This is a genomic window from Nocardia higoensis (assembly GCF_015477835.1).
Classification (GTDB): Bacteria; Actinomycetota; Actinomycetes; order Mycobacteriales; family Mycobacteriaceae; genus Nocardia; species Nocardia higoensis_A.
Window position 1 is genome coordinate 2116785 of the sequence record NZ_JADLQN010000001.1, and the last position, 26632, is coordinate 2143416.

Annotated in this window: 24 protein-coding genes; 10 read left to right on the forward strand and 14 right to left on the reverse strand. The window is 69.2% G+C overall.

What is annotated here, in order from left to right; translation table 11 throughout:
- The first annotated feature begins 137 nt into the window (after positions 1-137).
- The gene (locus IU449_RS09595) at positions 138-1025 is read left to right on the forward strand and encodes an HNH endonuclease (protein WP_195001492.1); all 888 of its coding nucleotides are present in this window, start codon (positions 138-140) and stop codon (positions 1023-1025) included.
- A gap of 54 nt (positions 1026-1079) precedes the next feature.
- Here the strand turns inward: IU449_RS09595 and IU449_RS09600 are convergent, their stop codons facing one another.
- Positions 1080-1337, reverse strand: a complete 258-nt coding sequence (locus tag IU449_RS09600) for a hypothetical protein (RefSeq protein WP_195001493.1) — start codon at positions 1335-1337, stop codon at positions 1080-1082.
- Positions 1338-1586: 249 nt separating this feature from the next.
- On the opposite strand from IU449_RS09600, the gene IU449_RS09605 reads away from it, so the two are divergent.
- From IU449_RS09605 to IU449_RS29655, 3 genes are read left to right on the forward strand one after another with little or no spacing between them, the layout of a single operon-like run.
- Positions 1587-1862, forward strand: a complete 276-nt coding sequence (locus IU449_RS09605; RefSeq protein ID WP_228803859.1) for a hypothetical protein — start codon at positions 1587-1589, stop codon at positions 1860-1862.
- Positions 1843-2364 (forward strand): DUF6879 family protein, encoded by a 522-nt coding sequence (locus IU449_RS09610; protein WP_324188150.1) that lies wholly within the window; start codon positions 1843-1845, stop codon positions 2362-2364. Before IU449_RS09605 ends, IU449_RS09610 begins: the two co-directional genes overlap by 20 nt.
- A complete protein-coding gene (locus IU449_RS29655; RefSeq protein WP_195001495.1) occupies positions 2361-3200 on the forward strand; it encodes a helix-turn-helix domain-containing protein in 840 nt (279 codons plus the stop codon). The genes IU449_RS09610 and IU449_RS29655 overlap by 4 nt, the downstream gene beginning before the upstream one ends.
- A gap of 10 nt (positions 3201-3210) precedes the next feature.
- Here the strand turns inward: IU449_RS29655 and IU449_RS09620 are convergent, their stop codons facing one another.
- Positions 3211-3762 carry a flavoprotein gene (locus IU449_RS09620; protein ID WP_195001496.1) on the reverse strand — a complete coding sequence of 184 codons (552 nt, stop codon included), beginning with the start codon at positions 3760-3762 and terminating at the stop codon, positions 3211-3213.
- Positions 3763-4075: 313 nt separating this feature from the next.
- Here IU449_RS09620 and IU449_RS09625 point away from each other — a divergent pair, with 313 nt between their 5' ends.
- Positions 4076-4384, forward strand: a complete 309-nt coding sequence (locus IU449_RS09625; RefSeq protein WP_195001497.1) for a hypothetical protein — start codon at positions 4076-4078, stop codon at positions 4382-4384.
- Between the two features lie 43 nt (positions 4385-4427).
- Here the strand turns inward: IU449_RS09625 and IU449_RS09630 are convergent, their stop codons facing one another.
- The 6 genes from IU449_RS09630 to IU449_RS09655 all read right to left on the reverse strand — a co-directional run bounded on the left by IU449_RS09630 (position 4428) and on the right by IU449_RS09655 (position 10749).
- Complete coding sequence (locus IU449_RS09630; RefSeq protein ID WP_195001498.1) at positions 4428-5807, reverse strand: DUF2252 domain-containing protein; 1380 nt, start codon at positions 5805-5807, stop codon at positions 4428-4430.
- Between the two features lie 64 nt (positions 5808-5871).
- Positions 5872-6360, reverse strand: coding sequence for a Uma2 family endonuclease (locus IU449_RS09635; RefSeq protein WP_195001499.1), 489 nt, complete (start codon positions 6358-6360; stop codon positions 5872-5874).
- Positions 6361-6618: 258 nt separating this feature from the next.
- Positions 6619-7089, reverse strand: coding sequence for a hypothetical protein (locus IU449_RS09640; RefSeq protein ID WP_195001500.1), 471 nt, complete (start codon positions 7087-7089; stop codon positions 6619-6621).
- A 103-nt stretch (positions 7090-7192) separates the two neighbouring features.
- Entirely contained in the window at positions 7193-8194 is a 1002-nt protein-coding gene (gene ilvC, locus IU449_RS09645; protein ID WP_174550437.1) for a ketol-acid reductoisomerase, read from the reverse strand.
- 99 nt (positions 8195-8293) lie between these two features.
- On the reverse strand, positions 8294-8797 hold the full coding sequence (ilvN, locus tag IU449_RS09650) for an acetolactate synthase small subunit (protein ID WP_195001501.1): 504 nt from the start codon (positions 8795-8797) through the stop codon (positions 8294-8296).
- Positions 8794-10749: an acetolactate synthase large subunit gene (locus IU449_RS09655; protein ID WP_195001502.1), complete on the reverse strand. Its 1956-nt coding sequence runs from the start codon at positions 10747-10749 to the stop codon at positions 8794-8796. The genes ilvN and IU449_RS09655 overlap by 4 nt, the downstream gene beginning before the upstream one ends.
- A 347-nt stretch (positions 10750-11096) precedes the next feature.
- Between IU449_RS09655 and IU449_RS09660 the strand changes: the two genes are divergently transcribed.
- Together IU449_RS09660 and ilvD are read left to right on the forward strand one after the other, a co-directional pair.
- Positions 11097-11813: a PH domain-containing protein gene (locus tag IU449_RS09660; protein WP_195001503.1), complete on the forward strand. Its 717-nt coding sequence runs from the start codon at positions 11097-11099 to the stop codon at positions 11811-11813.
- A 209-nt stretch (positions 11814-12022) separates the two neighbouring features.
- On the forward strand, positions 12023-13864 hold the full coding sequence (gene ilvD / locus IU449_RS09665) for a dihydroxy-acid dehydratase (protein WP_195001504.1): 1842 nt from the start codon (positions 12023-12025) through the stop codon (positions 13862-13864).
- Positions 13865-14211: 347 nt separating this feature from the next.
- Here ilvD and IU449_RS09670 read toward each other — a convergent pair whose 3' ends face one another.
- A complete protein-coding gene (locus IU449_RS09670; protein ID WP_324188151.1) occupies positions 14212-15228 on the reverse strand; it encodes a DoxX family protein in 1017 nt (338 codons plus the stop codon).
- Positions 15229-15444: 216 nt separating this feature from the next.
- Between IU449_RS09670 and IU449_RS09675 the strand changes: the two genes are divergently transcribed.
- Both IU449_RS09675 and IU449_RS09680 read left to right on the forward strand, forming a co-directional pair.
- A complete protein-coding gene (locus IU449_RS09675; RefSeq protein WP_195001505.1) occupies positions 15445-16551 on the forward strand; it encodes a PQQ-dependent sugar dehydrogenase in 1107 nt (368 codons plus the stop codon).
- 103 nt (positions 16552-16654) lie between these two features.
- Positions 16655-17089: a DUF4259 domain-containing protein gene (locus IU449_RS09680; protein WP_195001506.1), complete on the forward strand. Its 435-nt coding sequence runs from the start codon at positions 16655-16657 to the stop codon at positions 17087-17089.
- 161 nt (positions 17090-17250) lie between these two features.
- On the opposite strand, the gene gatB is transcribed toward IU449_RS09680, so the two are convergent.
- The 4 genes from gatB to IU449_RS09700 form a co-directional block, all read right to left on the reverse strand.
- Positions 17251-18756 (reverse strand): Asp-tRNA(Asn)/Glu-tRNA(Gln) amidotransferase subunit GatB, encoded by a 1506-nt coding sequence (gene gatB / locus IU449_RS09685; protein WP_195001507.1) that lies wholly within the window; start codon positions 18754-18756, stop codon positions 17251-17253.
- Between the two features lie 51 nt (positions 18757-18807).
- Positions 18808-20184 (reverse strand): alpha/beta hydrolase family protein, encoded by a 1377-nt coding sequence (locus IU449_RS09690; RefSeq protein WP_195001508.1) that lies wholly within the window; start codon positions 20182-20184, stop codon positions 18808-18810.
- 125 nt (positions 20185-20309) lie between these two features.
- Positions 20310-21344, reverse strand: a complete 1035-nt coding sequence (locus tag IU449_RS09695; protein ID WP_195001509.1) for an ATP-dependent 6-phosphofructokinase — start codon at positions 21342-21344, stop codon at positions 20310-20312.
- Positions 21345-21416: 72 nt separating this feature from the next.
- Positions 21417-22310: a class A beta-lactamase-related serine hydrolase gene (locus IU449_RS09700; RefSeq protein WP_228803861.1), complete on the reverse strand. Its 894-nt coding sequence runs from the start codon at positions 22308-22310 to the stop codon at positions 21417-21419.
- A gap of 334 nt (positions 22311-22644) precedes the next feature.
- On the opposite strand from IU449_RS09700, the gene IU449_RS09705 reads away from it, so the two are divergent.
- Positions 22645-23784 (forward strand): cytochrome P450, encoded by a 1140-nt coding sequence (locus IU449_RS09705; RefSeq protein ID WP_195001510.1) that lies wholly within the window; start codon positions 22645-22647, stop codon positions 23782-23784.
- 115 nt (positions 23785-23899) lie between these two features.
- Here IU449_RS09705 and IU449_RS28965 read toward each other — a convergent pair whose 3' ends face one another.
- A complete protein-coding gene (locus IU449_RS28965) occupies positions 23900-26614 on the reverse strand; it encodes a protein kinase domain-containing protein (RefSeq protein ID WP_324188152.1) in 2715 nt (904 codons plus the stop codon).
- Positions 26615-26632 lie beyond the last annotated feature (18 nt).

The following is a 26632-nucleotide window of genomic DNA, read 5'->3' on the forward strand; positions in this document are numbered from 1 at the left end:
GTAGCCCAGCTGTGACCGTGCAGGGCAGCTGATTCCGCTTCGAGCAGTCGTCCGGCTACCAGACGATCAGATGTGCTTGGCGGGAGATCACAGGTCGAACCGCTGACGATTCTGAAACACCGTGCCACACTTCGCTGGTGCAGAGCAGAGTGGAGCACGAACTCCGGCAGATGATCTTCGAGGAGTTGAAGCGGCAAGTCTCGGAGAAGGGCGCCTTGACCCGCGCGGACCTCGCAGACTTCAGCGTGGCCGGACAGCGGCGCCGGCTGATCGACCAGAACAAAGGCATATGGAACCCGCGTGATCTGCAGGCGACACTTTCCATCCTGTCCAAGCCCGACAGCCAGTACAGCGACGAGGAAGTTGGGGACGGCCTGTTCTCATACGACTACCGCGAGGGCAATCCGGAGGGCGACAACACCAAACTGCGCAGAGCCTTTGAACTTCAGCTACCCCTGATTCTGCTGCGCTGGATCAAATCAGGGGTGTACGTGCCTGTATTTCCCGCATACGTCATCGCCGACGATCCCGTACGCAAGAGGTTCCTTGTCGCCTTGGACGAGCGCCTCCGAGAACTCCCCGACCCCCAGCATCTCGGTCCCGTAGAGCGTGCCTATGCAGAGAGAATTACCCGGCAACGACTACATCAGCCCGAGTTCCGCGCCAAGATCCTGCTCGCCTACGCATCACGCTGCTCGATCTGCCAGCTCGGCCACGTCCAGTTGTTGGATGCAGCACACATCATCGCCGACAACGATGCTCGTGGTCTCGCAGAGGTCAGCAATGGACTGTGCTTGTGCAAGCTGCACCACGCAGCTTACGACGCCAACCTTCTGGGGATTTCGCCGAAGCATGTCATCCACATCAGCGAGAAGATCAAGCGCGACCCGAGCGACTCACCGGTGCTCACCCACAGCCTTCGAGATTTCGACGGCCGCCTCATCAGTCTGCCCGCGGCGCGCAACAGCACCCCCTCGCCCGAGAGGCTTGCCGAACGATTCGAGACATTCAAGGAGGCCAGTTAGCTCGAGCCGGAGGAGGTGAGCCGGCCGGAGCAACCTACGCCGGCACGGTAGGAATCACATACCGGGTTGACTCCATCGCTGCAGCACGCCGTTGATCGACGGGGCGAACTCCGCGGCGGAGCCGATCGCTCTTCCCGCGACGAGATCGACGGTGAACGATTCGACCCCTTTGCCCGTCACGTCGGCGATCAGCTGCTGCGCTGTCGCTTCGATCGAGCGCTTGTCCCCTGTCAGCGTCCACCGGTCCACCGCCGGAACATGCACCAGCCATTCCGGCCCGCAGCAGTGGACCTTGACGTAGTACCGCAGCACTGTTTTTTCTCCTCGCCTGGTCAGCGCCCGCCCCGACGCGGGTGCTGAAGATCACCGTACGAAGAGATCAACTGTCGCGGCCAGAAGTGAGCACGAGTTTGCACGACTCGCTCTCAACTGCGTGTATTCGGTGCCGCGAGCAGGCATGATGTGCAGCCACGAGAACACTTGTGCTCACACAGGACAGGGGAAGTCATGCGCTTGCGGTTCCTCGGAAAAGGTGGTTCGGACCTCGGCGGGTGTCCTACGTTGTACGCCACCGACAAGGGGACGTATCTGGTTCAGGGGTGGGAGACGGGCCGGGTCGCGACGATCGAGATCCCGCATCTGCTCACCGGGTTCGCCGAGCCGGACACCTTCATCGGGGCGGCGCTCACCGATTCCGGGCGTGGGACGTTCATGTTGAGCGGTCGGCCGGTGACCGAATCCGACACTCTGGCACAACTCGATCTCGCGGCCAACGAGACGGTGATCGAGGTGCCGAAGTTCAAGAGGACGTATTACGGTGCTCTACCTTTCGCATGATCCGCCGGATTGGGTAGCGCTGCTGCGTGACTGCGAATCCGACGCGTTCCATCTGGAGGTGCGCGATTCCTACGCCGTTCCCACCGAGTCCGCGCGCCTGGGACGGTTCCTCTCCGGCGAACCGGCGCTACCCGATCAGCGCAAGGCCCGTTGGAACGAACTGGTCCGGGAGACGATCGGCCGGGGTGTGGCCATCAGCAGGGTACGGGTGGTGAGCGTGCCGCACTCGGACTATCACCGTTGGCTGCTGTCGGTGACCGAGACCAACGCCGCTGCCGGCGAGGACATCCGCTATCTGCCCAGGCACCTCGCCGTCGAGGTGCCGCCGGACGACTGGTGGCTGATGGACGGGCGGCGGGTGGTGTTCAACCTGACCGACGGGTGCGGCAAGCCGGCGGGGCTGGCGGTCACCACCGATCCCCGGATCGCCGACCAGTGCCGCGAGGTCCGTGCCCGACTGTGGGAAGTGGCCATCCCGTTCGAGGAGTACCGCTCGCCGTGACCGACAACGTGCACAACGCCAGGGCGGTGCTCGGAGCGAAGCTTCGGGAACTTCGGGTCGCCGCGCGACTGACCAACCGCAAGCTCGCCCAGTTGGCCGGGTGGCACGAGTCGAAGGTCTCCAAGATCGAGTTCGCGCGGATCAAGCCGTCCGACGAGGACATTCGCGCCTATTGCAGGCACTGCGACGCCGAGGATCAACTGCCCGACCTGCTGGCGACGCTGCACACCATCGATGTCGCCTATCTCGAGTGGCGCAAGATCCTCGGGACCGGGGTGCGCCGCAGGCAGCAGAAGTCACTGCGGCTCGAGGCGACGGCCGCCGTCATCCGGGACTATCAGCCGCAGATCGTGCCGGGCCTGTTGCAGACCGCGGAATACGCCGCCGCCAAGTTGAAGCGCGGCATCGAATTCCACCAGGTGCCCGACGACCTCGACGAAGCCGTCGCCAAGCGCATGGAGCGACAGCGCGTCCTGTATCGGCGCGACCATCTGTTCCACTTCGTGATCGCCGAGCAGGCCCTGCGGACCACGGTGGGAGACGACGAGGTGATGGAAGGTCAGCTCGATCGGCTGTCCTCGCTCATCGGGATGCCCCGGGTGACGATCGGGATCGTGCCCGCCACCGCCGAGGCCCTCGTCGTCTCCACCAATTTCGTGATGTTCGACAACCAGATGGTGATGGTGGAGGGCACTGCCGCCGAGCTGACCATCACGCAGCCACGCGAGATCGCCGTCTACGGGCGGGCGTTCGATCTTCTCGCGGGCCAAGCGGTGAGCGGGAAGCGGGCGCGCGAACTGATCGGCCGGGTATCGCGAGACCGTTCCCGGAGCTGACCGGGATCGCCTATCTGAGCCGATGGTCCAGCAGTGCCTGCCAAGCCTCCTGCCACGGGAAGGCTTCCACGCGCCGCTTCCCTGTCCCCGGTTCGTGCTGATCGTCGAACTGGTCGCCGACGAGCACGCTCACTCCCCAATCCGACAGCTTGAAGATGGCTTCCTGTATCGCGGGAAAGCTCATCTGCGCCGTGTTGGAGAACGGCACGGCGACCACCGGCAGGCCCTTGCCGACCGCTTCCACCAGCAGCCCCAGCGGCAGGGTGTCCGAGATTCCGGCAGCCCATTTGGCCAGCGAATTACAGGTGACGGGGGCCGCGATCATGGCGTCGGCGGGCGGCAGCACATCGGGAGTGCCCGGATCCTTGTACCGGCTGCGCACCACGTGGCCGGTCGTCTCTTCGAGCGCCCGCACATCGATGAACTTCAGGCCGTCCGGGGAGGATACGATGCACACCTCCCAGCCTGCCGACTGAGCGAGTTCCACCAATTTTCCGACATCGCGCGCCGCTGGTGAACCGGTGACGATGATGTAGAGCACGGGCGCTTTCGGATCGTTCATGCTGCCATCGTCCCAGTTCCGGCCGGACGCTAATCGGTGGAAATGGTGTGCTGGATTCGTATTTCACCGGGACTCGGGGTTTTCCCTGAGCCCTGCCCCAGCCCCGGTGCCGACATTTCCACCGAATCACCGGCAGACAGTGACCTTTCCGGCCGCATGCAGCAGAGTGGTTGTTCGTGCGCGCACGACGCGAGGTGCCGGGGGTCGCGGCTCGTGGTGTGGGCGCGCGGCTCGCTCGCCGGTCACGGTGGGGCACATCCCCTGCGGGGGAAGGCGGGCGTAACGTCCGCCGAGGATCGAAAGGACAGAGAAGGTGAATTCGACGACCCGTTCCGAGCAGACTCGGCGCCGAGTGGCCCGGGTGGCCATGGCAGGCGCGCTCGCCGCCATCCCGTTGACCGCGTTGGCGGTTCCCGCGTCGGCGCAGCCGACGGTTCCCGGCATGACCGAGGTCAGGCACGGCCACCACGATCGTGACCGGTTCGGCTGTGACGCGCCGGGGCGCTGGGACGACTGGGCCCACTCGCCGGGCCACCGGGACGACTGCAAGCACTGGGACGACCCGCACGTGCAGTTCTTCCACCATCACCGGCCGGCCGGAATCTTCTTCGGCAGCAGCTAGTCGGTGGTGAGGCGGTCCGGCACTGCGCCGGGCCGTCTTCCGGTCATTCGATTTCGGCCGCGCGCACTTCGCCCCAGTCGATGGCATCGACGAGGCGTTGGTGGTCCGCGGCGGTCCGGTCGGCGTAGGAGAGGGCGAAAGCGCCCATCGCACGGTCGAAGCTGTCGCTCTTGCCCAGATAGGTGGCTATGGCGACACGGTCGCCGGAGCGCGCGTGCGCACGGGCCAGGGTGCGGCCGCAGAGTTCGCCGTAGCGGCGGAGCAGGGCCGGGGTCATGGTGGCGAGGTCGGCGGAGCCTTTCATGTCCCGCAGTTGCCGCCAATAGAAATGGCGGCCCCCGGGGCCGGTGCACCAGCCGAGGAAGATGTCGGCGGCGGCCTGGGTCAGGCGCTGGCCGTGGACCACCCGGGCACCTTGCTGCTCATATCGGCTCGGCGCGAGGTGGGCGGCCAGGACGGACTGCTCGGCCTCTTTCACCTGGAGAAACAGCGGGGTCGTGGTATCGCGTTCGGTGAGTAGGACGATGAAGCAGCGGGTGCCGACGCTGCCGACGCCCACGACCTTGCCCGCGACGTCGACGACGCGATAGCGGTCGAGCAGGATGCGGCGTTCCTCGGGCAGGGTGTCACGATAGGCGGCGAAGACCTGGTTCACGATGCCGATGTCGAGTTGGTCGGCGCTGGTGATCAACGGTGGGTTGGCGCGAATGCGGGGCTCGCCGTCGCCGCCGGGTTCGGTGAGTTTGCGCAGTGCCTGCAGGCTGGTGCGGCCGCGGGCGGCGGCAAGGGTGCGTTCCACCCGGCTGCGCGTCTGGGGTTTGCGGATCAGCGCGGTGGCTTCTTCGGCGTCGGTGCGCTCGTACCAGATGCTCAGCGCGTCGGTTGTCGCGTATTCGCGCATGGCCGTTCGGTAGGCGGCGGACGCGTCGACGGCGGCGCGGGTGGCCTGGTCGTCGTCGAAGCCGTTGGCGCGGGCGGCGACGGCCAGGCCCGCGACGAGGCGTTTCACGTCCCATTCGAAGGGACCGGGCAGGGTTTCGTCGAAGTCGTTGAGATCGAAGACGAGGGTGCGTTCGGGCGAGGCGTAGAGGCCGAAGTTCGACGGGTGGGCGTCGCCGCACAGCTGGACGGTGAGGCCGGTGTTCGGGGTGGCGGCGAGATCGGCGGCCATGACGGCAGGCGCGCCGCGCAGGAACGGGAAGACGCCCGCGGCCATCCGGGCGTAGCGGATCGGGACCAGCTCGGGCACTCGGGTCTTCGCCTGCTGCTGGAGAATGTCGATCGGGTCGCGGCGGTCGGCCGGTGGTTTCCAGGCTCCGAGTTCGGAACGTGCGACGCGTCGGCGGGCGGCACGGCCGGTCTCCTTCGACGACTCGGCCGATGCGCCGGGGTCTGCGGGGGTGGTGGCGGCCGTGGGTGTCATTCTCCCAGTCTCGGTCCTGGGGTCGCCGAGATGCGGCAATTCGACGCACGCGCCGCCGCCGAGTTCAATAGGCGAGTTCCTGCCAGGGGATGTCGATCGGGAACGGGAACCCGATGTGCACGCCGTCCTCGTCGGCGGGGGTCCATTCACCTGCCAGCAGATAGTTGGTCGGTCGCAGGAGTCGTACCCCCTCGGGCAGACGACCGTGCCCGGTCTCCAGCGCGTAGGCGCGGACGACAGCGATGGCACTGTCGGTCCGCGCGATCATGACCTCCCAGTACCAGGGAATCCCGGCGCCCGCGTAGCGGCCCTTCTTCGCTTCCATGTCGGTCTGAGTGTTCGACGGTGACAACACCTCGCCGACCATCAGGGTGTCGGCGGCGCGGACGTCTTGGAACGGGGAATCGAGGCAGCAATAGACGAGGAAGTCCGGCGTCAGGAAGTTCGACTTCCCGGTGGCGCCGAGGAAGACGTTGGTCTCGACGTCTACCTGCCAAGACCAGCCACACGGTACGCGTCGAATCGTCGATGCCGTATCGGATTCGGCCGGCACTGGTCACCTCATACTCCCACTGCTCCAGATCGACGCCGTTATGACGGTGCGTCGCCAGATCACCGCGCAGGCGATGCTGTCGATCCGGATGCGCCCGTGACCGCGGATCGGCTCGCAACGCTTCGAAACAGCGGCGCGTATTTCCCAACGCCAGGCGGCACAGCTCCTCCCACCCGCGAACAGCGTCCGTGGTGCCGAAGCGCAGCTCCCATTCAGGTTCCTGAGCGGGCACCGTCACCCGATCACCGCGTTTGGGGCTCATATGGCGACGTCCACTGCGCCGAAATCCCCCGTGGTCGGCTGTTGCGCCGCCCGGTAGGTAGAAGGATCAGCCTTGATCCGGGCAGTCGCCCGCCATCCGGCGAGACACTCGCGAACGCGCACATCGGCTCCCAGTTCAGCCGCATCCGACAGAACTTCCACCAATTCCACGATGAACGCGCGCGTTTCCTCTTCGGTCAGGTGCCTGACCCAGGGAAAGACATCGGGAACCGCCGGTAGTAGAGCCTGGGCTTTCGGATCGTGACGCAGCAAGGCGAGGAACAGGCGCGAGGCAGCAGTCAGCGACTCGTCACGCAAGTCCTGACTGTCGGCGACGGTGAGATAGAAATCGACAGCATCCCGATGGGTCACCCGAACACGTCCGAGCTTGGACGCTCGCTCCGCGACCTCCTTGGGATGGCGGGAGAGGTCGGAGAAGGTGACGTTGTCATCGGCCGTGATGCTCATTCATCGAGCATAATTCAGATCGTATTCTGAATACCAGCCCGAATCTTGCAGACGACGAAGGGCCGCCCGCGAACGGACGGCCCTGTCGTGGGGAAACCAGCGATCAGGCGGTTTCGGTGATCGGGCGATCGACCCAGCTCATCAGGTCGCGCAGCTTCTTGCCGGTGACCTCGATGGGGTGCTCGGCGTTCTGCTTACGCAGGGCCTCGAGCTCCTTGTTGCCGCCTTCGACGTTGGCGACCAGGCGCTTGACGAAGGTGCCGTCCTGGATGTCCTTGAGGATGGCCTGCATACGCTCCTTGGTGCCCGCATCGATGACGCGCGGGCCCGACAGGTAGCCGCCGAACTCGGCGGTGTCGGAGACCGAGTAGTTCATGCGGGCGATGCCGCCCTCGTACATGAGGTCGACGATCAGCTTGAGCTCGTGCAGGACCTCGAAGTAGGCCATCTCGGGGGCGTAGCCCGCCTCGACCATGACCTCGAAACCGGTCTTGACCAGTTCCTCGGTGCCGCCGCAGAGCACGGCCTGCTCACCGAAGAGGTCGGTCTCGGTCTCTTCCTTGAAGGTGGTCTTGATGACGCCCGCGCGGGTGCCGCCGATGGCCTTGGCGTAGGACAGCGCCAGCGCCTGGCCCTCGCCCTTGGGGTCCTGGTCGATGGCGATCAGGGCGGGCACGCCCTTGCCGTCGACGAACTGGCGGCGCACCAGGTGGCCCGGGCCCTTGGGGGCGACCATGCCGATGGTGACCTCGGCCGGGGGCTTGATCAGGCCGAAGTGGATGTTGAGGCCGTGGCCGAAGAACAGCGCGTCGCCGTCCTTCAGGTTCGGCTCGATGTCGTTGGTGAAGATCGACGCCTGCGCGGTGTCGGGGGCCAGCACCATGATCACGTCGGCCCACTCGGAGACCTCGGCGGGCGTGCCGACGGTCAGGCCGGCCTCTTCGGCCTTGGGACGCGACTTCGAGCCCTCCGCCAGACCGACGCGAACCTCGACGCCGGAGTCACGCAGGCTCAGCGAGTGGGCGTGGCCCTGGCTGCCGTAGCCGATGACCGCGACCTTGCGGCCCTGGATGATCGACAGGTCGGCATCGTCGTCGTAGAACATCTCGACTGCCACGTGGTTGGTTTCCCTTCTGGAGGATCATCCCCGCCGGCGGCGGGGAGCACCGTGCTGACGCACGGGTGACGGATGGAATTGTTGGACTCAGCGCGTCGCGGTGATGGACTTGGGTCCGCGACCGACGGCGACGACACCGGACTGCACGATCTCCCGGATACCGTACGGCTCGAGCATGCGCAGCAGCGCGTCGAGCTTGGAACGAGTGCCGGTCGCCTCGACGGTGAGCGCGTCCGGCGAGACGTCGATGACCTTGGCGCGGAACAACTGCACGGCCTCGATCACCTGGGTCCGCACACTGGCGTCGGCGCGCACCTTCACCAGGATCAGTTCGCGGGCCACCGAGGCATCGGCGTCCTGCTCGACGATCTTGATGACGTTCACCAGCTTGTTGAGCTGCTTGGTGACCTGCTCGAGCGGCAGATCCTCGACGGTGACGACGATGGTCATCCGCGAGATGTCGGGCAGTTCGGTGCCACCGACCGCCAGCGACTCGATATTGAACCCACGGCGGGAGAACAGGCTCGCCACCCGCGCCAGCACGCCCGGCTTGTCCTCGACCAGGACGCTCAGGGTGTGGGTGCTGCTCATGCTTCGGTCCCCTCGTTCTCTGCTGCCTGCTGCTGGCCGTGCGTCATCGCCTCGTGGATGACCGCGGGCTCGGCGGCCTGCTCGTCCTCGTCGAAGAGCGGACGGATGCCACGCGCGGCCATGATCTCGTCGTTGCTGGTGCCCGCGGCGACCATCGGCCACACCTGGGCATCCTTGCCGACGATGAAGTCGATGACGACGGGGCGGTCGTTGATCGACTGTGCCTCGCGGATCGCGGCCTCGACCTCTTCTTCCTTCTCGACGCGGATGCCGTGGCAGCCCAGGGCTTCGGCGAGCTTGACGAAATCGGGGATGCGCAGGGTGTGGGTGCCCAGATCGGTGTTGGAGTAGCGCTCCTCGTAGAACAGGGTCTGCCACTGGCGGACCATGCCGAGGTTGCCGTTGTTGATCAGCGCCACCTTGATCGGCACGCCCTCGACGGCGCAGGTGGCCAGTTCCTGATTGGTCATCTGGAAGCAGCCGTCGCCGTCGACGGCCCAGACCTCACGGTCGGGCATGCCCATCTTGGCGCCCATCGCGGCGGGCACGGCGTAGCCCATGGTGCCCAGGCCACCGGAGTTGAGCCAGGTGCGCGGCTTCTCGTACTTGACGAACTGGGCGGCCCACATCTGGTGCTGGCCGACGCCCGCGCAGTAGATGGCGTCGGGACCGGCCAGGCGGCCCAGCGCCTCGATGACGAACTCCGGGGACAGCGAGCCGTCGCTCGGCGGGGTCCAGCCCAGCGGGTACTGGTCGCGGATGCCGTCGAGGTAGGTCCACCACTCGGTCAGGTTCAACAGCGGAGCGTCGCCGCCGACGGCCGGGTCGGCCTGCAGGGTCTCGACCAGTTCGGCGATGACCTCGCGGCAGTCACCGACGATCGGGACGTCGGCGTGCCGGTTCTTGCCGATCTCGGCCGGGTCGATGTCGGCGTGGATGACCTTGGCCTCGGGCGCGAAGGAATCGAGCTGGCCGGTGACGCGGTCGTCGAAACGGGCGCCGAGGGTGATCAGCAGATCCGACTTCTGCAGCGCGGCGACGGCGCCGACGGTGCCGTGCATGCCGGGCATGCCCATGTTCAGGCGGTGGCTGTCGGGGAACGCGCCGCGCGCCATCAGGGTGGTGACCACCGGGATGCCGGTCAGCTCGGCCAGCCTCAGCAGCTCGGCCGAGGCGTCGGCCTTGATGACGCCGCCGCCGACGTAGAGCACGGGGCGCTTGGCGTCGAGGATCATCCTGGCGGCTTCACGGACCTGCTTGCCGTGCGGCTTGGTGACCGGGCGGTAGCCGGGCAGCCGCATCTCCGGCGGCCAGCTGAAGGTGGTCTGCGCCTGCAACACGTCCTTGGGGATGTCGACCAGGACGGCGCCGGGACGACCGGAGGCGGCCAGGTAGAACGCCTCGGCGATCATGCGCGGGATGTCGATGCCGTCGGTGATCAGGAAGTTGTGCTTGGTGATCGGCATGGTGATGCCGGAGATGTCGGCTTCCTGGAAGGCGTCGGTGCCGATCAGGCTGCGGCCGACCTGGCCGGTGATGGCGACGATCGGGACCGAGTCCATCTGGGCGTCGGCGATCGGGGTCACCAGGTTGGTCGCGCCGGGGCCGGATGTGGCCATACACACACCGACCTTGCCGGTGGCCTGCGCGTAACCGGTAGCGGCGTGGCCCGCGCCCTGCTCATGGCGCACCAGCACGTGACGCACCTTGGTGGAGTCGAACAGCGGGTCGTAGACGGGCAGGATCGCGCCGCCGGGAATGCCGAATACGGTGTCGACGCCGAGCTCCTCGAGCGAGCGGACGACCGACTGCGCGCCGGTCACCCGCTCGGGCGGGACCTGGCGGCGGTTGGCCGTGCCGGCGGGCTGATGCGCCTGGCTACCGGTCTGCTGATTCGCCGAAGGCGCTGACCTGCGGGCCGAGGGCCCGGGTCGTGCGGTTGGTGCGCTCACCGTCTTCGTTCCTTACTTGTCGTTCCGACCCCGGACAACACTTGTGTGCCTGGCACGACCGGCGTCTGCGACCCGCCGCGCGCCGGACGATGTCCGAACACAAAAAAGCCCTCGACAGCCGAGGCTGATCGAGGGTGGCGCGTCACAAACGCGAGCTGACGTATTCGACTCAGGCAGTCAGGCTCAACGCTGGACGCGCCGGCCGAGTACGAGCAACTCGTTTCGATTCACGCGCACGACGTTAAGGCCGCGTGAACCGAACAGTCAAACAGATGACCCCGCGCGTCCCATTATGTGGGACAACAGTGGTTGCTTGTGTCCGATCACCAGGATGCGAGGATGGTGGTGTGTCATCACCGCATCAGTCCGTGCCACCGGGTAAATCGTCCCACACCGCCGAGACCGGATCGTCGACGGGTAGCTCGTCGGCTGCCGCCGGCCACCGCACGGTCATACGGGTCACTCAGCTCGCCTACCTCGGCGTGGTGGTGCTCGCACTGGGCGTGTTCCTGTTCGTCGTCGGGTGGCCGAAGTTGCTGTGGTGGCTGATGCTGCTGCCCGTCGCGGTCGTGGTGTGGATCGCCCGCACCCGGACCGTGGTGTCCGACGACGGGCTCGATCTGCGGCGGGTGTTCTCGTCCCGGCATCTGGACTGGGAGCAGATCGCGGGGGTGAGCATCCCCAAGCGCGGTTACGTGCGCGCGCACCTGGCCGACGAGTCGGTGGTGTCGCTGCCCGCTGTCGGCTACGACCGGCTGCGCACGCTGATCACCGCCTCGCAGGGCAGGCTGCCGGATGTGTTCGCGGCCGAGGAGGCCAAGCGCCAAGCGGAGTGGGAGGCGCGACAGGAGGCCAGGAAGGCCGAGGACGAGAAGGCCGCGGGGGCCGAGGGCTCCGCGACGGCCGGCGATGTGGACGACATGAGCGGCACATCGAAGACGAGCGACGCAGACCACGCGAGCGACGCGGACCAGACGAGCGCCGCAGGCGAGCGCGGCGACACCGGGAAGGGCGGCGACACCGGGAAGGGCCGCGCCGACGAGAGCGGCGCCGACAAGGACTGATCTCGCCGTCTCCCCCGGGCCTCCCACGAGCCCGGCGTAAGCTCGCAGGTGCCGTGTAACAGGCGGGTCACCCGGTGCGGCGACCCCCGATCGACCCGCTCACGCCGACGGCACCACCCCTCTCCGTCGGCGCGAGGTCCGCGGCGACACGCGGCTCCGACCCGCCCCCAGCACATTCAGCCCACCGCACCTTTCGAGGACGATCACACATGCCACCGCTTCGTTCACGCACCACCACCGCCGGACGCAATGCCGCAGGCGCACGCGCGCTGTGGCGGGCCACCGGCCTCACCGACTCCGACTTCGGCAAGCCCATCGTCGCGATCGCGAACTCCTACACCCAGTTCGTGCCGGGCCATGTGCATCTCAAGGACGTCGGCGAGATCGTCGCCGAGGCGGTCCGCGCCGCGGGTGGAGTGCCGCGCGAGTTCCACACCATCGCGGTGGACGACGGCATCGCGATGGGCCACGGCGGCATGCTGTACTCGCTGCCCTCGCGCGAGATCATCGCCGACTCGGTGGAATACATGGCCAACGCGCACACCGCCGACGCGCTGGTCTGCATCTCCAACTGTGACAAGATCACCCCCGGCATGCTCAATGCCGCCATGCGCCTGAACATCCCGGCCGTGTTCGTCTCCGGCGGGCCGATGGAGGCCGGCAAGGCCGTGGTGGTCGGCGGTGTCGCGCAGGCTCCGACCGACCTGATCACCGCGATCTCGGCCAGCGCCAACGCCGCCGTCTCCGACGATGGTCTGAGCGAGGTCGAGCGCAGCGCCTGCCCGACCTGCGGTTCCTGCTCGGGCATGTTCACCGCCAACTCGATGAACTGCCTGACCGAGGCGCTGGGCCTGGCCCTGCCCGGCAACGGCTCCACCCTGGCCACCCACGCCGCCCGACGCGCGCTGTTCGAGCGGGCGGGCACGGTGATCGTCGACATCGCCAACCGCTGGTACCGCGACGACGACGCCTCGGTGCTGCCGCGCAATGTCGCCAATGCCAAAGCGTTCCGCAACGCGATGGCCCTGGACGTGGCGATGGGCGGTTCCACCAACACGGTGCTGCACACCCTCGCCGCCGCGCAGGAGGGCGAGATCGACTTCGATCTGCAGACCATCGACGAGATCAGCCGCCAGGTGCCCTGCCTGTCGAAGGTCTCGCCGAACTCCGATTACCACATGGAGGACGTGCACCGCGCCGGCGGCATCCCCGCCATCCTGGGCGAACTGCGCCGCGCCGGACTGCTCGAGACCGACGTGACCACCGTGCACACCGCGAGCTTCGACGAATGGCTCGACACCTGGGACATCCGCTCGGGCAAGGCATCCGAGGAAGCGATCGAACTGTTCCACGCCGCGCCCGGCGGGGTGCGCACCACCGAGCCGTTCTCCACCGAGAACCGCTGGTCCTCGCTGGACACCGACGCCGTGGGCGGCTGCATCCGCGACAAGGAGCACGCCTACACCGTCGAGGGCGGCCTGGTCGTGTTGCGCGGCAACATCGCTCCCGACGGCGCGATCCTCAAGACCGCGGGCATCGACGAGGACCTGTTCTCCTTCCAGGGCCCGGCCGTGGTGGTCGAGTCGCAGGAAGAGGCCGTGTCGGTGATCCTCGGCAAGAAGATCCAGCCGGGCGATGTGCTCGTGGTCCGCTACGAGGGCCCGGCGGGCGGTCCGGGCATGCAGGAGATGCTGCACCCCACCGCCTTCCTCAAGGGAGCGGGCCTGGGCAAGCAGTGCGCGCTCATCACCGACGGCCGGTTCTCCGGCGGCACCTCCGGTCTGTCCATCGGTCACATCTCCCCCGAGGCGGCCAGCGGCGGCGTGATCGGCCTGGTCGAGAATGGTGACCAGATCCGCATCGACGTCGCCACCCGCACTCTCGAGGTGCTCGTGGACGACGCGGTGCTGGCCGAGCGGCGCGCCAAGATGGACGCCTCGGAGCGGCCGTGGCAGCCGGTGGACCGGCAGCGTCCGGTCACCACCGCGCTGCGCGCCTACGCGGCGCTGGCGACCTCCGCCGACAAGGGCGCGGTTCGTCAGGTGCCCTGAACATCGATCCGTCCCGGGCGCTGACGGACGTCTCGGCGAGAGCGCACCGTTCGTCGCGTCCCGTGTGCGTTCCGACAGCGACGACGAAGGCCCCGGCTCGGATGAGCCGGGGCCTTCGTCACGCGCGGCGCGAACTCGTGCCGGCCGCGGTGGGCAGCGCCGCTGATCAGCCGCGAGAATCGGCGGCGGCGACCGGGCCGCCGCCGGGATCGCGGGCGAAGACGGGGAACCGCGCGATCAGGCAGCCCGCGTTTCGGCGGTTTCCGACGATGTGTGCGGCTCCGGCCGTCGGCGGCACGGCCCGAAACGGTGGTCGGCCCGACGGAGATCCGCCTTCGCAGGCTGGATCAGTCGAAGGGTCCGATGCCGGTCAACGGGTTCCCGCCGTGCAGATACCAGAAGGTGAGGGCGGCGGCCACGACCGCGAGCAGCAGGGCGGTGAACGATCCGATGAAAGGGCGGGTGGCCCAGCCGCGGCCGCGGTCCAGCGAGAGCCTGCCGGGGCCGGTGAGGATGATCGCCACGGCCGTGCCCGCGAGGATCGTGTCCAGTTCGACGCCGGTGGGGACCGAGGAGTTGAATTGGAATCCGGGCAGCATGCCCTGCTTCCAGGCCCAGGCGTCGAGGATCACGGCGAGCACCGCGCCCGCCGCGAGCGGGGTGGCCAGGCCGAGGATCAGCAGCGCGCCGCCGCCGACCTCGCCGACGACGAGCAGGATCGTCGACAGCGTGGGGTGGTCCCAGCCGCCTTCGGCCATCATGTCGCGGGTGCCGTCCAGGCCGGGGCCGTGGAACCAGCCGGTCAGCTTCTGCAGACCGTGGTAGAGGAAGATCGCGCCGACCACCAGGCGCAGCACGAGCAGGCCGAGATCCAGCGTGCCGCGCCGGTTCTCGACCGCGCGTCTGCGGGCCGCGACGCTCCGCTCACCGGGGGTGTTCGCGGCGGGCGGGATGCTGGCGTAGGCGTAGGCGGCGGTCTCGCCACCCCGGTCGGTGTCGCTGCCCTGGTCGGTATCGGAATCCGCCTCGGGCTCGGCGTCCTGGTCGGGAATCGTCGCCGTGGCGGTGGCTGCTGTGGCCGCGCCGGCATCCCGCTTACGGAGATCGGCCTTGCCCGGACCGGACTCAGCAGGACCGGACTCGGCAGGACCGGACGCAGCGGGATCGGACGCAGCGGGATCGGACGCAGCGGGACGCGGTTCGGCCGGCTCGGCGGACTTCTCCGATCCGGCCGCGGCCGCGCGGTTCGCCACCGTCGGCACATCCGGGTCCAGTCCTAGTTCCTCGTCGGTCCGCGGTACGTCCCGTACCGAGGTGTCCATCGCCTGGAACTGCTCGGTGGGATTGTCCATCGGACTGGTCACGCCGCGGCTCGTGGACGCGCCGGTGGTGGACACAGCGGACCGGTCACCCTGGGGCGAACCTGCGGACGTCGCTTTCGGCTTGTCGCTCACGGCTGTACACATTAGGCCGCGAAACCCGAGCGTGCGGCCGGTACGCGCGACGGCGTGTCCGCGAACCTCCGGCAGGACCCGACCCGGCGGCAGCGCGAACGGCGGGGTTTCCGTAACGTCTGGGGCATGAGATCGGTTGCCGTGGCGCGCGTCGCGATGTGTGTGGCGCTCGGGTCCACTCTGCTGGCCGGGTGCGCGAGGTTCGACGATTCCGCGTCGAGCCCGTTCACGCCCGAGCCGACGTACGCACCGGCCGCACCGGAGTCCCCGGACCAGCCGCCGAGTTCCAGCACCAGGCCGGCCGGGCCGTGCGTGGATCAGGACCCCGCGGTGGTCGCGACCTGCCTGGACACCACCGGCGGGCTGGTCGGCATCGGGGAGGGCGTGCTGGTCGCCGAACGTCGCACCGGGCGCATCATGAAGGTCGTCGATCCCGACATCCCGCCGGTGGAGATCGCCACCGTGCCGGTGGACGGCTCGGGCGACGGCGGGCTCACCGACATCGTGCTCTCGCCGACCTACGGCGAGGACGGCCTGATCTACGCCTACGTCACCACCGCCTCCGACAACCGGGTGGTGCGGCTGGCCGAGAACGGCGCGCCCAAGGACATCCTGACCGGAATCCCGAAGGGCGCCACCGGCAACCGCGGCGCCATCGAATGGGCCACCCCGGATCGGCTGATGGTCTTGACCGGCGACGCCGGCAACCCCGGCCAGGCGAGTTCGCCGGGATCGCTGGCGGGCAAGCTGCTGGGCCTGGATTCCCCCGCGCCCGGCGCGGCGTCCCCGCAGGTGGTCGCCTCCGGCATCGGCACGGCCGGTGACGTCTGCCGCGACAGCACCGAAGCGGTGTGGTTCACCGATCGCACCGGCGTCGAGGACCGTTTGCAGCGGCTGGGCCCGGACGGCACGCTGTCGGTCGCGTGGACGTGGGCGGATCGGCCGGGGGTGGCGGGATGTGCCGCGGTCGCCGACGGTATCGCGATCGCGCTGACCGACGCCAAGGCGGTGGCGATCGCCGCGACCGACCCGGCCACCGGCGCCGTGACCACAGCGCCGACCCTGCTCGTCCAGGACCGCTACGGCCGGATCGGTGGCGCGACCGTCGGCCCGGACGGCAACGTCTGGGTCGGCACGGTCAACAAGAGCGACGGCGGCGCGCCCGGCCCCAACGACGACCGCGTCGTGATCGTCCCACCGCCCTCCGGCGGTGGCGGCGGCGGCCCGGACTGACCTGCCGTGCCCGGGACGACGGCCCGTTCGCCGACGCGCGAACGGGCCGTCGTCGTACCCACTCGCTACCGTCTGTCCCGTAACCGGTGAGAAGGGAAGAATTGTGGGAGCTTGGGGCGAAGGGCCGTTCGACAACGACGGATCGCTCGACGCGATCGGCGGGTTGCGCGACGCGGGTGGAGACGGCGCCGAGGAGTATCTCCGTCAGGTGTTCCGGGAGGTGCTCGAGGCGGACTATGTGGAGTCCCACGAGGCTCAGGGCGCGGTCGGCATCGCCGCCCTGCTGGCGCATCTGCGCATCCCGTCCGACGATCCGGCGACCCTGCGTGCCGCGGAGGGAGTCCAGCTGACGGTCACCCCGGAGCTGTGCGAGCTCGCCGCCCGTGGTCTGCGCCGAATCCAGAAGCCCGATGACAACGAGTGGTTCGAACTGTGGGACGAGGGCGGGGACGGATTCGGTGAGACGATGGTCCGCTCACTCGATCCTCTCCTCGACGCACTCGGCGGACAGCGGTCCGCCGGAGCACCGACGGGTTAGATCCGCCGGAACACCGACGGGTCAGCGGCGACGCCGAGGCGCCCCGCTGCCAGACCGGCCGGCGGGGTCGCCCACGGCGGGTGGGCCCTCCGCGGCCGACGCCCGCTGTCCCCTGGCGAGCGGCGAGCGGTGCCCGCGGGCCGCAGGCACCGCCGGAGGACTCAGGAGCAGGCGGCCAGGACGAGTTCGCGGACTCGGGCGGCGTCGGCCTGACCTCGGGTGGCCTTCATGACGTCGCCGACGATCTTGCCCGCGGCCGCGACCTTGCCGGAGCGGATCTTGTCGGCGATGTCGGGGTTGGCGGCCAGCGCCTTCTCGACCTCGGCCTGCAGGGCGCCCTCGTCGCTGACCATGCCGAGCCCCTTGGCCTCGACGATGGCGGCGGGTTCGCCCTCGCCGTCGAGCACGAAGTCGACGACCTGCTTGGCGACCTTGCTGTTGACGGTCTTGGCCTCGACCAGCTTCACGACTTCGGCCACCTGGGTGGGGGTGATGGGCAGCTCGGCCGGTGCGACGCCGCGTTCCTTGGCCTTCTCGCTGAGGTAGGCGACCCACCAGGAGCGGGCCTCGTTGACCGGGGCGCCGGCCTCGACGGTGGCGATGATCAGGTCCAGCACGCCCGCGTTGACGACATCGCGCATGACCTCGTCGGACAGGCCCCAGTCGGCCTGGATCCGGGCGCGGCGCAGCCACGGGTATTCGGGGATGGTGGCGCGCAGCTGTTCGATCCACTCCTCGGCGGGGGCGATCGGCAGGAGGTCGGGCTCGGGAAAGTAGCGGTAGTCCTCGGCGGTCTCCTTGCGACGGCCCGGCGACGTGGAGCCGTCGGCCTCGTGGAAGTGCCTGGTCTCCTGCACGATGCTGCCGCCGGAGGTGAGCACCGCGGCCTGGCGCCGCATCTCGTAGCGCACCGCGATCTCGACGCTGCGCAGCGAGTTGACGTTCTTGGTCTCGGTGCGGGTGCCGAATTCGGTAGCCCCGACGGGCATCAGCGAGACGTTGGCGTCGCAGCGCAGCGAGCCCTGCTCCATCTTCACGTCGGAGACACCGAGCGATTCGAGCAGGTCGCGCAGTGCGGTGACATACGCGCGAGCGACTTCGGGGGCCCGCTCCCCCGCTCCGGTGATCGGCTTGGTGACGATCTCGATGAGCGGCACGCCCGCCCGGTTGTAGTCGAGCAGCGAGTGGCTGGCGCCATGGATGCGGCCGGTGGCGCCGCCGACGTGCAACGACTTGCCGGTGTCCTCCTCCATGTGGGCGCGCTCGATGTCGACGCGGAACACGCTGCCGTCGTCGAGTACCACGTCGAGGTGGCCGTCGGTGGCGATCGGCTCGTCGTACTGGCTGATCTGGTAGTTCTTCGGCTGATCCGGGTAGAAGTAGTTCTTGCGCGCGAACCGGCCCCACGGGGTGATGGAACAGTTCAGCGCCAGGCCGATCCGGATGGCCGACTCGACGGCCTTCTCGTTGACCACCGGCAGCGAGCCGGGCAGGCCCAGGCAGACCGGGCACACCTGGGTGTTCGGCTCGGCGCCGAACTCGGTCGGGCAGCCGCAGAACATCTTGGTCGCCGTGGAGAGTTCTACGTGGACCTCCATGCCGAGCACCGGCTCGTACCGGGCGACGACATCGGCGTAATCCATCAGCTCGACCGTGGGTGCGCTCATGGGGATCAGTCTAGGTAAGCCCGCCCACGCGATCGTCACGACCTCCTGCGGTCACTTCGGCGGCACGCGACCGGTCAGCCAGTCGGTGACGTAGGTGAGGACTTGCGGGTCGATGGTGGTCTCGATGGCGGCGTACTCCTCGAGACTGCCGGTGGTCGCCGGCTGCATCAAATGATTGGCTTCGGGGAAGACGTGCACGGTGGCAGCCGGATTCGCGGCCAGCAGATCGCGCGCGGGCCGCTCGTTCTGGGAGGTGAGCACCTGCAGGTCCTTGCCGCCGTAGAGGGCGAGCACCGGAATGCGCAGTGCCGAGAGCGCGGGCGCAGGGTCATAGGTGACGAAGGAGGCGTAGTAGGGCGTGATCGGGTTGACTGCCTCCACCGCGGACTCGCGTGCTTGCTCGGGCATATCGGCCAGGCTGCGGTCGTAGACGGCCCGAGCACCTTCCAGATCACCCGCAAGCAGCAGACTCAGCATCTCGGTGGTGGTCGCGAGCTGCTTGTCGATCTCCTCGGCGGTCGAACCGCTCGCGGCCATGATGGCGCGGGTCTGCTCGATGAGCACCGAACCGCCGTCCACCGAGGGACCGGCCATGAGGACGGCGAAGGCGACGCCGCTGTCGGGTCGGGCGGCGACCAGCGGGGCGAGATACCCGCCTTCGCTGTGGCCGAACAGGCCGATGCGCGCCGGGTCGATATCGGGGCGGCCGCGCAGGTAGTCGATGCCGGACTCGACGTCGCGGGCGAGGTCGTCGTAGGAGGCGGTGTTCAGGTCGCCGCCGGTGCCGCCGACACCGCGGTCGTCGGTGCGCAACACCGCATAGCCGGCGCGGGTCAGGGTGTCCGCGATCAGCAGGAACGGCTTGTGGCCGAACAACTCCTCGTCGCGATTCTGCGGGCCGCTTCCGGTGATCAGCACGACCGCGGGGAACGGGCCCTGGCCTTCCGGCAGGGTCACCGTGCCCGCCACCGTCAGGTCACCGGCGGCGAAGTCGACGTCCTCGACGCGGTAGGGGAACGGCGGTCGCGGTTCCTGCGGACGCGCGAGCGGCGCGATCGCACCGGGTTCGAGGGTCAGCGGGAAGCTCTGGCCCATCTGCGTGAACTCACCCCCGATGCGCCCGGTCGCCTCGTCCAGGGCGCCCTTGAAGGTCGGCTCGCCGGGAATGTCCGGGACGACGAAGCCGACGTCGCCGGGGGCGGTGCGCACGTCGCGCAGTGCGACGTCCTCGATGCCCTGCACCGGGATGTCGATGGTGGCCGAATCCGGACCGTTGAAAGTCACGCCGATCTCGATCGGGGAGCCGGGCACTTCGATGGCGCCGTGCCAGTCACCGCCGACCGGCTCGGGCCCCTCCGATCCGGACGAGCATGCCGTGACGGCGAACAGAACCGCGGCGAGCGCGGCGATCAGATACCCGTGGCGCATAGCCGCACCCTACCGGCGCGGCCGGGGCGCGCGAATCACCCTTCGGTCGCCCCTGGATCCGCCCTCGGGATGAGGTGCGTGCGGCGGATCTCAGGGCGACGGTGCGGGTTCCGGCGGCGGGCGGCTCAGCCGAAGAACGTCTTGGCTTCGGCGTACCGTTCGGCGGGCACCCGCTTGAGCTGCTTGGTCGCCTCCGACAGCGCCACCAGTTCGATCGCGGTCCCGTGCAACGCGACCATCTTGCCGAACTGCCCGGCGTGCACGGCTTCCGCGGCGTGCAGACCGAAACGTGTGGCCAGCACCCGGTCGTAGGGGGTGGGGCTACCGCCGCGCTGCACATGACCGAGGACGGTGGTGCGGACTTCCTTGCCGATGCGGCGCTCGATCTCGGCGCCGAGCTGCTGGGCGACGCCGGTGAAACGCTCGTGGCCGAATTCGTCGATGCCGCCCTCCCGCAACGCGAAACCCGATTCGGGAGCCGGATGCGAGCCCTCGGCGACCACGCAGATGAAGTGCTTGTCGCCGCGCTGGAAGCGGCGCTTGATCAGGGTGCAGACCTCCTCGACGTCGAAGGGTTCCTCGGGCACCAGGGTCAGGTGCGCGCCCGCGGCCATGCCGGAGTTCACCGCGATCCAGCCCGCGTGCCTGCCCATCACCTCCACCAGCATCACGCGCTGGTGGGACTCGGCGGTGGTGTGCAGGCGGTCGATGGCCTCGGTGGCGATGCTCAAGGCGGTGTCGTGCCCGAAAGTGACGTCGGTGCAGTCGATGTCGTTGTCGATGGTCTTGGGGACGCCGACCACCGGCACCCCTTCGTCGGCCAGCCAGCTGGCGGCGGTGAGGGTGCCTTCGCCACCGATCGGGATGAGTGCTTCGATGCCGTTGTCGTCGAGGGTCTGTTTGATCCGGCCGAGCCCGTCCCTGAGCACGTCCGGGTTGGTGCGTGCGGTGCCGAGCATGGTGCCGCCCTTGTTGAGCAGCCGGTCGGTGCGGTCGTCGTTGAGGATGTTGATCTTGCGGTCTTCGAGTAGGCCGCGCCACCCGTCCTGGAATCCGACGATCGCGTCTCCGTAGCGGCCGTTCGCGGTGCGAACGATCGCGCGGATCACCGCGTTCAGCCCTGGACAGTCTCCGCCTCCGGTCAAGACTCCGATGCGCATGGCCGCTATCTTGCCCCCGTCGGACCGATCCGGCAGCCGCGCCCCCGTGAACCCTGGGTTACGAGCGTGGGCTCACGACGGGCAACTGCCGCCCGCGAGTTCGTCGAGGTGCTGGGAGACCAACTCCGCCATCCCGTTCAGCGCGGCCATGCCGTCGGCGAAGGAGCCCGATTCCGGTTCGGCGGCCAGCGCCACCGCGATCCGGCCGCCCGGGCCGTCGATGATGCCGAACTGGCGGACCAGATAGTTCCCCGAGGTGTCCGGACCCCAGCCACCCTTGAAATTCGCACCGGTCACCGTGCCCAGGCCCCACTGGTGGTCCGGGATGATCTCCCCCATCAACTCCAGCACGGTCTGCGCACCGGGCAGGCAGGGCAGCTTCGCGGCGAAGCGGATCTGTTCGGTCAGCGACCACTCGGACTGGCCGAAGGCGGAATGCTCCGGCCTGGGCCGAGTGGCGGGCACCGCGGTGGTGCTGTCGCCGGCCTCGCGCAACACTGCCTCGATGGCCTGCGCGGCCTGCTTGCCACCGCCGAGTCCCTGCCAGAGGGCGTCGGCGGCGGTGTTGTCGGAGGCGGTGACGGCCGCGTTGATCGAGTAGGTGGAGGCGTTCGCGTTCGCGCGCTGGGCCGCGATCACCAGCGGCACCTTGATCGTCGACCAGGCCGGGCCACTGGTCCAGTCGCCGAAGACGACCGGCCGGGTGCCACCGACCGGCATGACCGCCATCCCTGCCCGACCGTCGATGTCCGCCTTCCAGAGCTGGAAATCGGCGGCCAGGGTGCCGGGGAGCGTGACCTCGATCGGCGCTCCGGTGACCGTGGTGGTCGTCTCGGTGGCGGGCAGCACGGCGGCGTCGGCATCCACACCGCTCTCGCGGTCGACCGTGCACCCGATGAGCAGCGCCGATACCAGCACGCCCCCGCCCAGCGCCGCAACCATGCGGCCGAACCGATCAGCAGCCATCTTGTCCTCGCAACCAGCTCCACCCGGCCCCGGTGACCGCGTCGGCTGATGTGACACCGTACTGGGCGTCACGGTGTTCGACCACTCGCGTCCCGCGTCGGTCGGCCGAATCGCCGGACCCGCGAGGTATGCTCGCCCACGCTTGCTCGAAACACACGTGTGTCGAACATGTCATCCGCCCGAGAGTATTACCGGGCAAGGATTCCGATCGATCGCCCCGTCCCCATGGCGGGTTCGGCAGCGTGTGCGTGAAAGACCGTGCAGTACAGCATTTCCCGTTGTCCACTCGCTGTCGTTCATGGGGGTACCGCATTTGATCACCACGTGCTCGCTCATGCCGTCGACCCTTCGCACCGGCGGCGGACCGCGCCGCGACGACGAACCGGCGCGGTTGCACTCGGCGGAATTCGCCGCCGACCCGCACCGCGCCTACCGGGAGCTGCGCGCGGAGTACGGCCCCTTCGTCCCGGTGGAGATATCCGACGGTGTACGCGCGACCCTGGTGGTCGGCTACCGCGAGGCGCTGCAGATCCTGACCGACGAGGCTCGATTCCCCGCCGAACCGGCCGGGCACGGCGATCGGTACACCGCCTACGCCGAGTGCCTCGCCCGCATCGACCTGTTCGCGCTGCGCCGCGCCGTCGAGCAGACCGCGGTGCCGCTGATCAACCGGTTCTGCCGGGTCGGCGAAGCCGAACTCCTCGGCGACTACGCCATTCCGCTCACCGTCGACGTCGTCGGCCTCGTGCTGGGGCTGAGCCCGCACGACGGCGAGGCCGCCCACACCGCGATGACGCAGCTGCGCGACGCGACGGACACGACGACCGCCGCACGCGCCCGGCACCGGCTGACCGCCGTCTTCGCCGACACACTCGGCGCCAAACGCGAGCAGCCCGAGGATGATCTGATCTCCTGGCTGATCGACAGCTCGCCCGACCTCGACGACGCCGAACTGATCCGCCGGATCACCGAGGTGTATCTCGCCGCCACCGAGCCGACCTGGAATCTGATCGCCAACACGCTGTTGCTGATGACCACCGACGAGGGATTCCGCGGCGGGCTGCTCGGCGGCGCGCTCACCGTGCGCGACGCCGTCGACGAGGTGCTGTTCACCGATCCTCCGCTGGCCAACCACTGCATGCGCTATCCGCGCCAACCGCAGATCATCGGCGATACGTTCCTGCCCGAGCAGCAGCCGGTGCTGATCGGCCTGGCAGCGTGCAACAACGACCCGGCTGTCACCGGCGATCGCACCGGCAATCGTTCGCATCTGGCGTGGGGCGCCGGGCCGCGGGCATGCCCGGCCGTGCCGGTGGCGACGATGATCGCCCACGAAGCGCTCGAACTGCTGCTCGACGCGATCCCGGAGATCCGCCGGGCGGTACCGCTCGCGGAGATCGGCTGGCGGCCCGGCGGGCGGCATCGGGCGCCGACCGCGCTACCGGTCACCTTTCCGCCCTGCTCGCCCCTGTAGCTCCCCGGTCACCGCGCTGACAGCTGGGGCACCGGCCGTTCCGGCACGCCCCATCGACGTAGACACCGGAGGTCCGGCCGACCGGGGCCGGAACACCGTCGTGGCGCCGTTCGCCTCAGTACACGTAGACGATGGCGTTCTCCCCGCCGGTGCAGGTGACCAGGCCGCCCGACGGCGTGCAGGTCATGGTGTACGAGCGACCGGTGACCGGGCTGACCGCGGTGACCGTGCGCGGGGCGGTCGAGTTCGGCGAGGCCTGCGCGGCGTACGCGCGCCGGACCTCCTCGGCGAACGGGCAACTGGTCACCCCGTTGCCCGCGGCGGCATTGCCGTTGGCACTGCTGGAGGTCGAGCCACACGGCGTCGAGCCCGCAGGCAGGCGGACCGGTGTGCTGCCGGTGGTGGTGGGGCGCGCGGCCGAGGTCGTCGGGCCGTCGGCTCCCGTGCCGGTACCGGAGCCAGAGCCGCCGGGGTAGGCCGCGATGGTCGCGGTCGTCGCCGCGCCACCGGCGGCGGTGTCCGCGCCGTCGCCGCCCAGCACCCGCCACACCACGAGACCGCCGACCGCCAGCAGCGCCACGGCCGCGCAGACGGCGAGGATCGGCAGGAGCGGAGAACGTCCGGACCGCTGCTCGTAGGGGTCGTGGTAGGCGGTGGGGGCGGCTCGCTCGGGTCCGTAGCCGGGTGAGGCATACGGGTCGCGGCCGTACGGATCGTGCTGCGGGGCATAGGGATCGCCCTGCGCACCGTACGACTCGCCTCGAGCCGCATAGGGACCGGCCTGCGCGGCGTACGGGTCGCCCTGTGCCCCATAGGGGTCCGCCTGCGCGGCGTACGGGTCGCCCTGCGCGCCATAGGGATCCGCTTGCGCACCGTACGGGTCGGCCTGCGCACCATAGTCGTCCGCCTGCGCACCATAGGGATCGCCGTGGGCCGCGTACGGATCCGATGGCGCGCCATGAGGATTCCGGTCACGAGGGTACTGATCCGCATGCCGCCCCGCGTGGGGCTCGGCGAAGGGGTTGGACCGCTGACCGTATTCCTGCGCGGCGTACGGATCCCGGCCGTATCCGTCCGCGCCGTAACCGTCCTGTTCCGGCGAGGACAGTGGGTATCCCCGCGGGTAGTCCCCCGCCGTCACGCCGGGCGGCGGCGCGGTCGGTTCGGGGTAGCGCCTGGTCTCGGGCGCGGGCTGGGCTACTTCAGGCACCGGCGGGACGCGGTAGCGGGTCGTCGCGGGCGCGATCAGCTCGTCACGGGCGACATCGCTGCTGTAGGCGGGCGCGCCCACGTAACCGCCCTGCGCTCCGGGCTCGGCCGGATCGTACTGCCGGGTCGGGTCGGCCGCACCCTGCGAGAAGCCCGCGGGTATGCGATAGGTGCCGGAGGGGTGTTCGTCGGAGTAGGGCTGATCGGGCGAGTCCCCTCGGGACATCTCGCTGTGAGGCACCTCACCGGGGGGCACCTCACCGAGGCCCACGGGCGGCGGGGTGGAGACCACCGGCGGAGTGACCGGGATCGGCGCACTGACCGCGTCATCGCCGTAGCGTTGACCCTCGTCGTACAGGTGAGCGTCCGGGAACGGCCGCACCTGCGGGATCGCGCCGGACGCGGGAGCCGAGACGGGGGCGGGGACCGGGGGGACGGCCTGCTGCTCCTGGGTGGGCAGCGGGCTGAACTCGAACTCCGAGGCCCGGATCTCGGTCGGTCCGGTCGGATGGATCACCGCCGAGACCTCGCCCGTGGACTCGGGCGGGAGCAGCGTCGAGGCGACGCCCGGCTCGGATCTAGCGCCGAAGCGCGACGGGTCGGGGGCGTGCACGACGAACGTCGGACCGGTGCCGGTGGTCACCGGAACGGTCCCGGTCGCGGGCGCGGCGGGCGTGGTACCGAAGACGCCGGGACCGGCCGCACCCTTGCCGAACACCCCGCGCGTGGGCTGTCCGGCGACCGCCGCCGTGGACTTCGGAGCGGCGACCGGCGCCGGACCGGTGTCGCGCATACCGAGCGCCGAACGGGCCGCCCGGCTGAACTCCAGGCCGGTGGCGTAGCGGTCGGCGGGGTTCTTGGCCATCGCGGTGGCGATCACCGCGTCGATGGCGGGCGGCAGTCCCGGGCGCTGAGCGCTGGCGCGCGGCGGCGGCTGGGTCATGTGCGCCTTCACCAGCGCGGTCACGCCCGCGGCCGGGAACGGCGAGACGCCGGTGAGGCATTCGTAGAGAACGCAGGCCAGCGAGTAGATGTCGGAGCGGCCGGTGACCGGACCCGCGTCGAAGCGCTCCGGCGCCATGTAGATGTAGGAGCCGACGGCCATGCCGACCTCGGTGATCGCCGAATCGCCCTCGGAGTACGCGATGCCGAAATCGGCCAGGTAGGCGAAGTCGGCGTCAGTGACCAGGATGTTGGCCGGTTTCACGTCGCGGTGCACCAGGCCCTCGGCGTGCGCGGCGTCCAGTGCGGCGGCGATCTGCTCCACCAGGCGCACGGCGCGAGCGGGGTCCAGCGGGCCGGTCTGGTGCAGGATGGTGCGCAGGTCCGCACCCGCGACCAGGCGCATGTCGAGGAACAGCACGCCGTCGATATCGCCCCAGTCGTGGATGGGGATGACGTGCGGTTCGGCCAGCCGGGCCGCGGCCTGCGACTCGCGGCGGAAGCGCTCCTGATAGACCGGATCCTGGGCCGGCGTCTCCGACAGCAACTTCACCGCGACCAGCCGGTGCCGGGTGGTGTCGAAGGCTTCGTAGACCTCGCCCATCCCGCCCTTGCCGAGCAGCGCGCGCAGCTCGTAGGGGCCGAACCGGGTGCCTACCCGCCGTCCAGGACCGTCCACCCCGTGCACCTCCAGTCT

Excerpts from the sequence above, each read along its gene's own strand:
- IU449_RS09620 (WP_195001496.1), bottom strand. The coding sequence starts at position 3,762 with ATGAACGATCCGAAAGCGCCCGTGCTCTACATCATCGTCACCGGTTCA.
- IU449_RS09630 (WP_195001498.1), bottom strand. The coding sequence starts at position 5,807 with ATGACACCCACGGCCGCCACCACCCCCGCAGACCCCGGCGCATCGGCC.
- IU449_RS09640 (WP_195001500.1), bottom strand. The coding sequence starts at position 7,089 with ATGAGCATCACGGCCGATGACAACGTCACCTTCTCCGACCTCTCCCGC.
- ilvC (WP_174550437.1), bottom strand. The coding sequence starts at position 8,194 with ATGTTCTACGACGACGATGCCGACCTGTCGATCATCCAGGGCCGCAAG.
- ilvN (WP_195001501.1), bottom strand. The coding sequence starts at position 8,797 with ATGAGCAGCACCCACACCCTGAGCGTCCTGGTCGAGGACAAGCCGGGC.
- ilvD (WP_195001504.1), top strand. The coding sequence starts at position 12,023 with ATGCCACCGCTTCGTTCACGCACCACCACCGCCGGACGCAATGCCGCA.
- IU449_RS09675 (WP_195001505.1), top strand. The coding sequence starts at position 15,445 with ATGAGATCGGTTGCCGTGGCGCGCGTCGCGATGTGTGTGGCGCTCGGG.
- gatB (WP_195001507.1), bottom strand. The coding sequence starts at position 18,756 with ATGAGCGCACCCACGGTCGAGCTGATGGATTACGCCGATGTCGTCGCC.
- IU449_RS09690 (WP_195001508.1), bottom strand. The coding sequence starts at position 20,184 with ATGCGCCACGGGTATCTGATCGCCGCGCTCGCCGCGGTTCTGTTCGCC.
- IU449_RS09695 (WP_195001509.1), bottom strand. The coding sequence starts at position 21,344 with ATGCGCATCGGAGTCTTGACCGGAGGCGGAGACTGTCCAGGGCTGAAC.
- IU449_RS09700 (WP_228803861.1), bottom strand. The coding sequence starts at position 22,310 with ATGGCTGCTGATCGGTTCGGCCGCATGGTTGCGGCGCTGGGCGGGGGC.
- IU449_RS09705 (WP_195001510.1), top strand. The coding sequence starts at position 22,645 with ATGCCGTCGACCCTTCGCACCGGCGGCGGACCGCGCCGCGACGACGAA.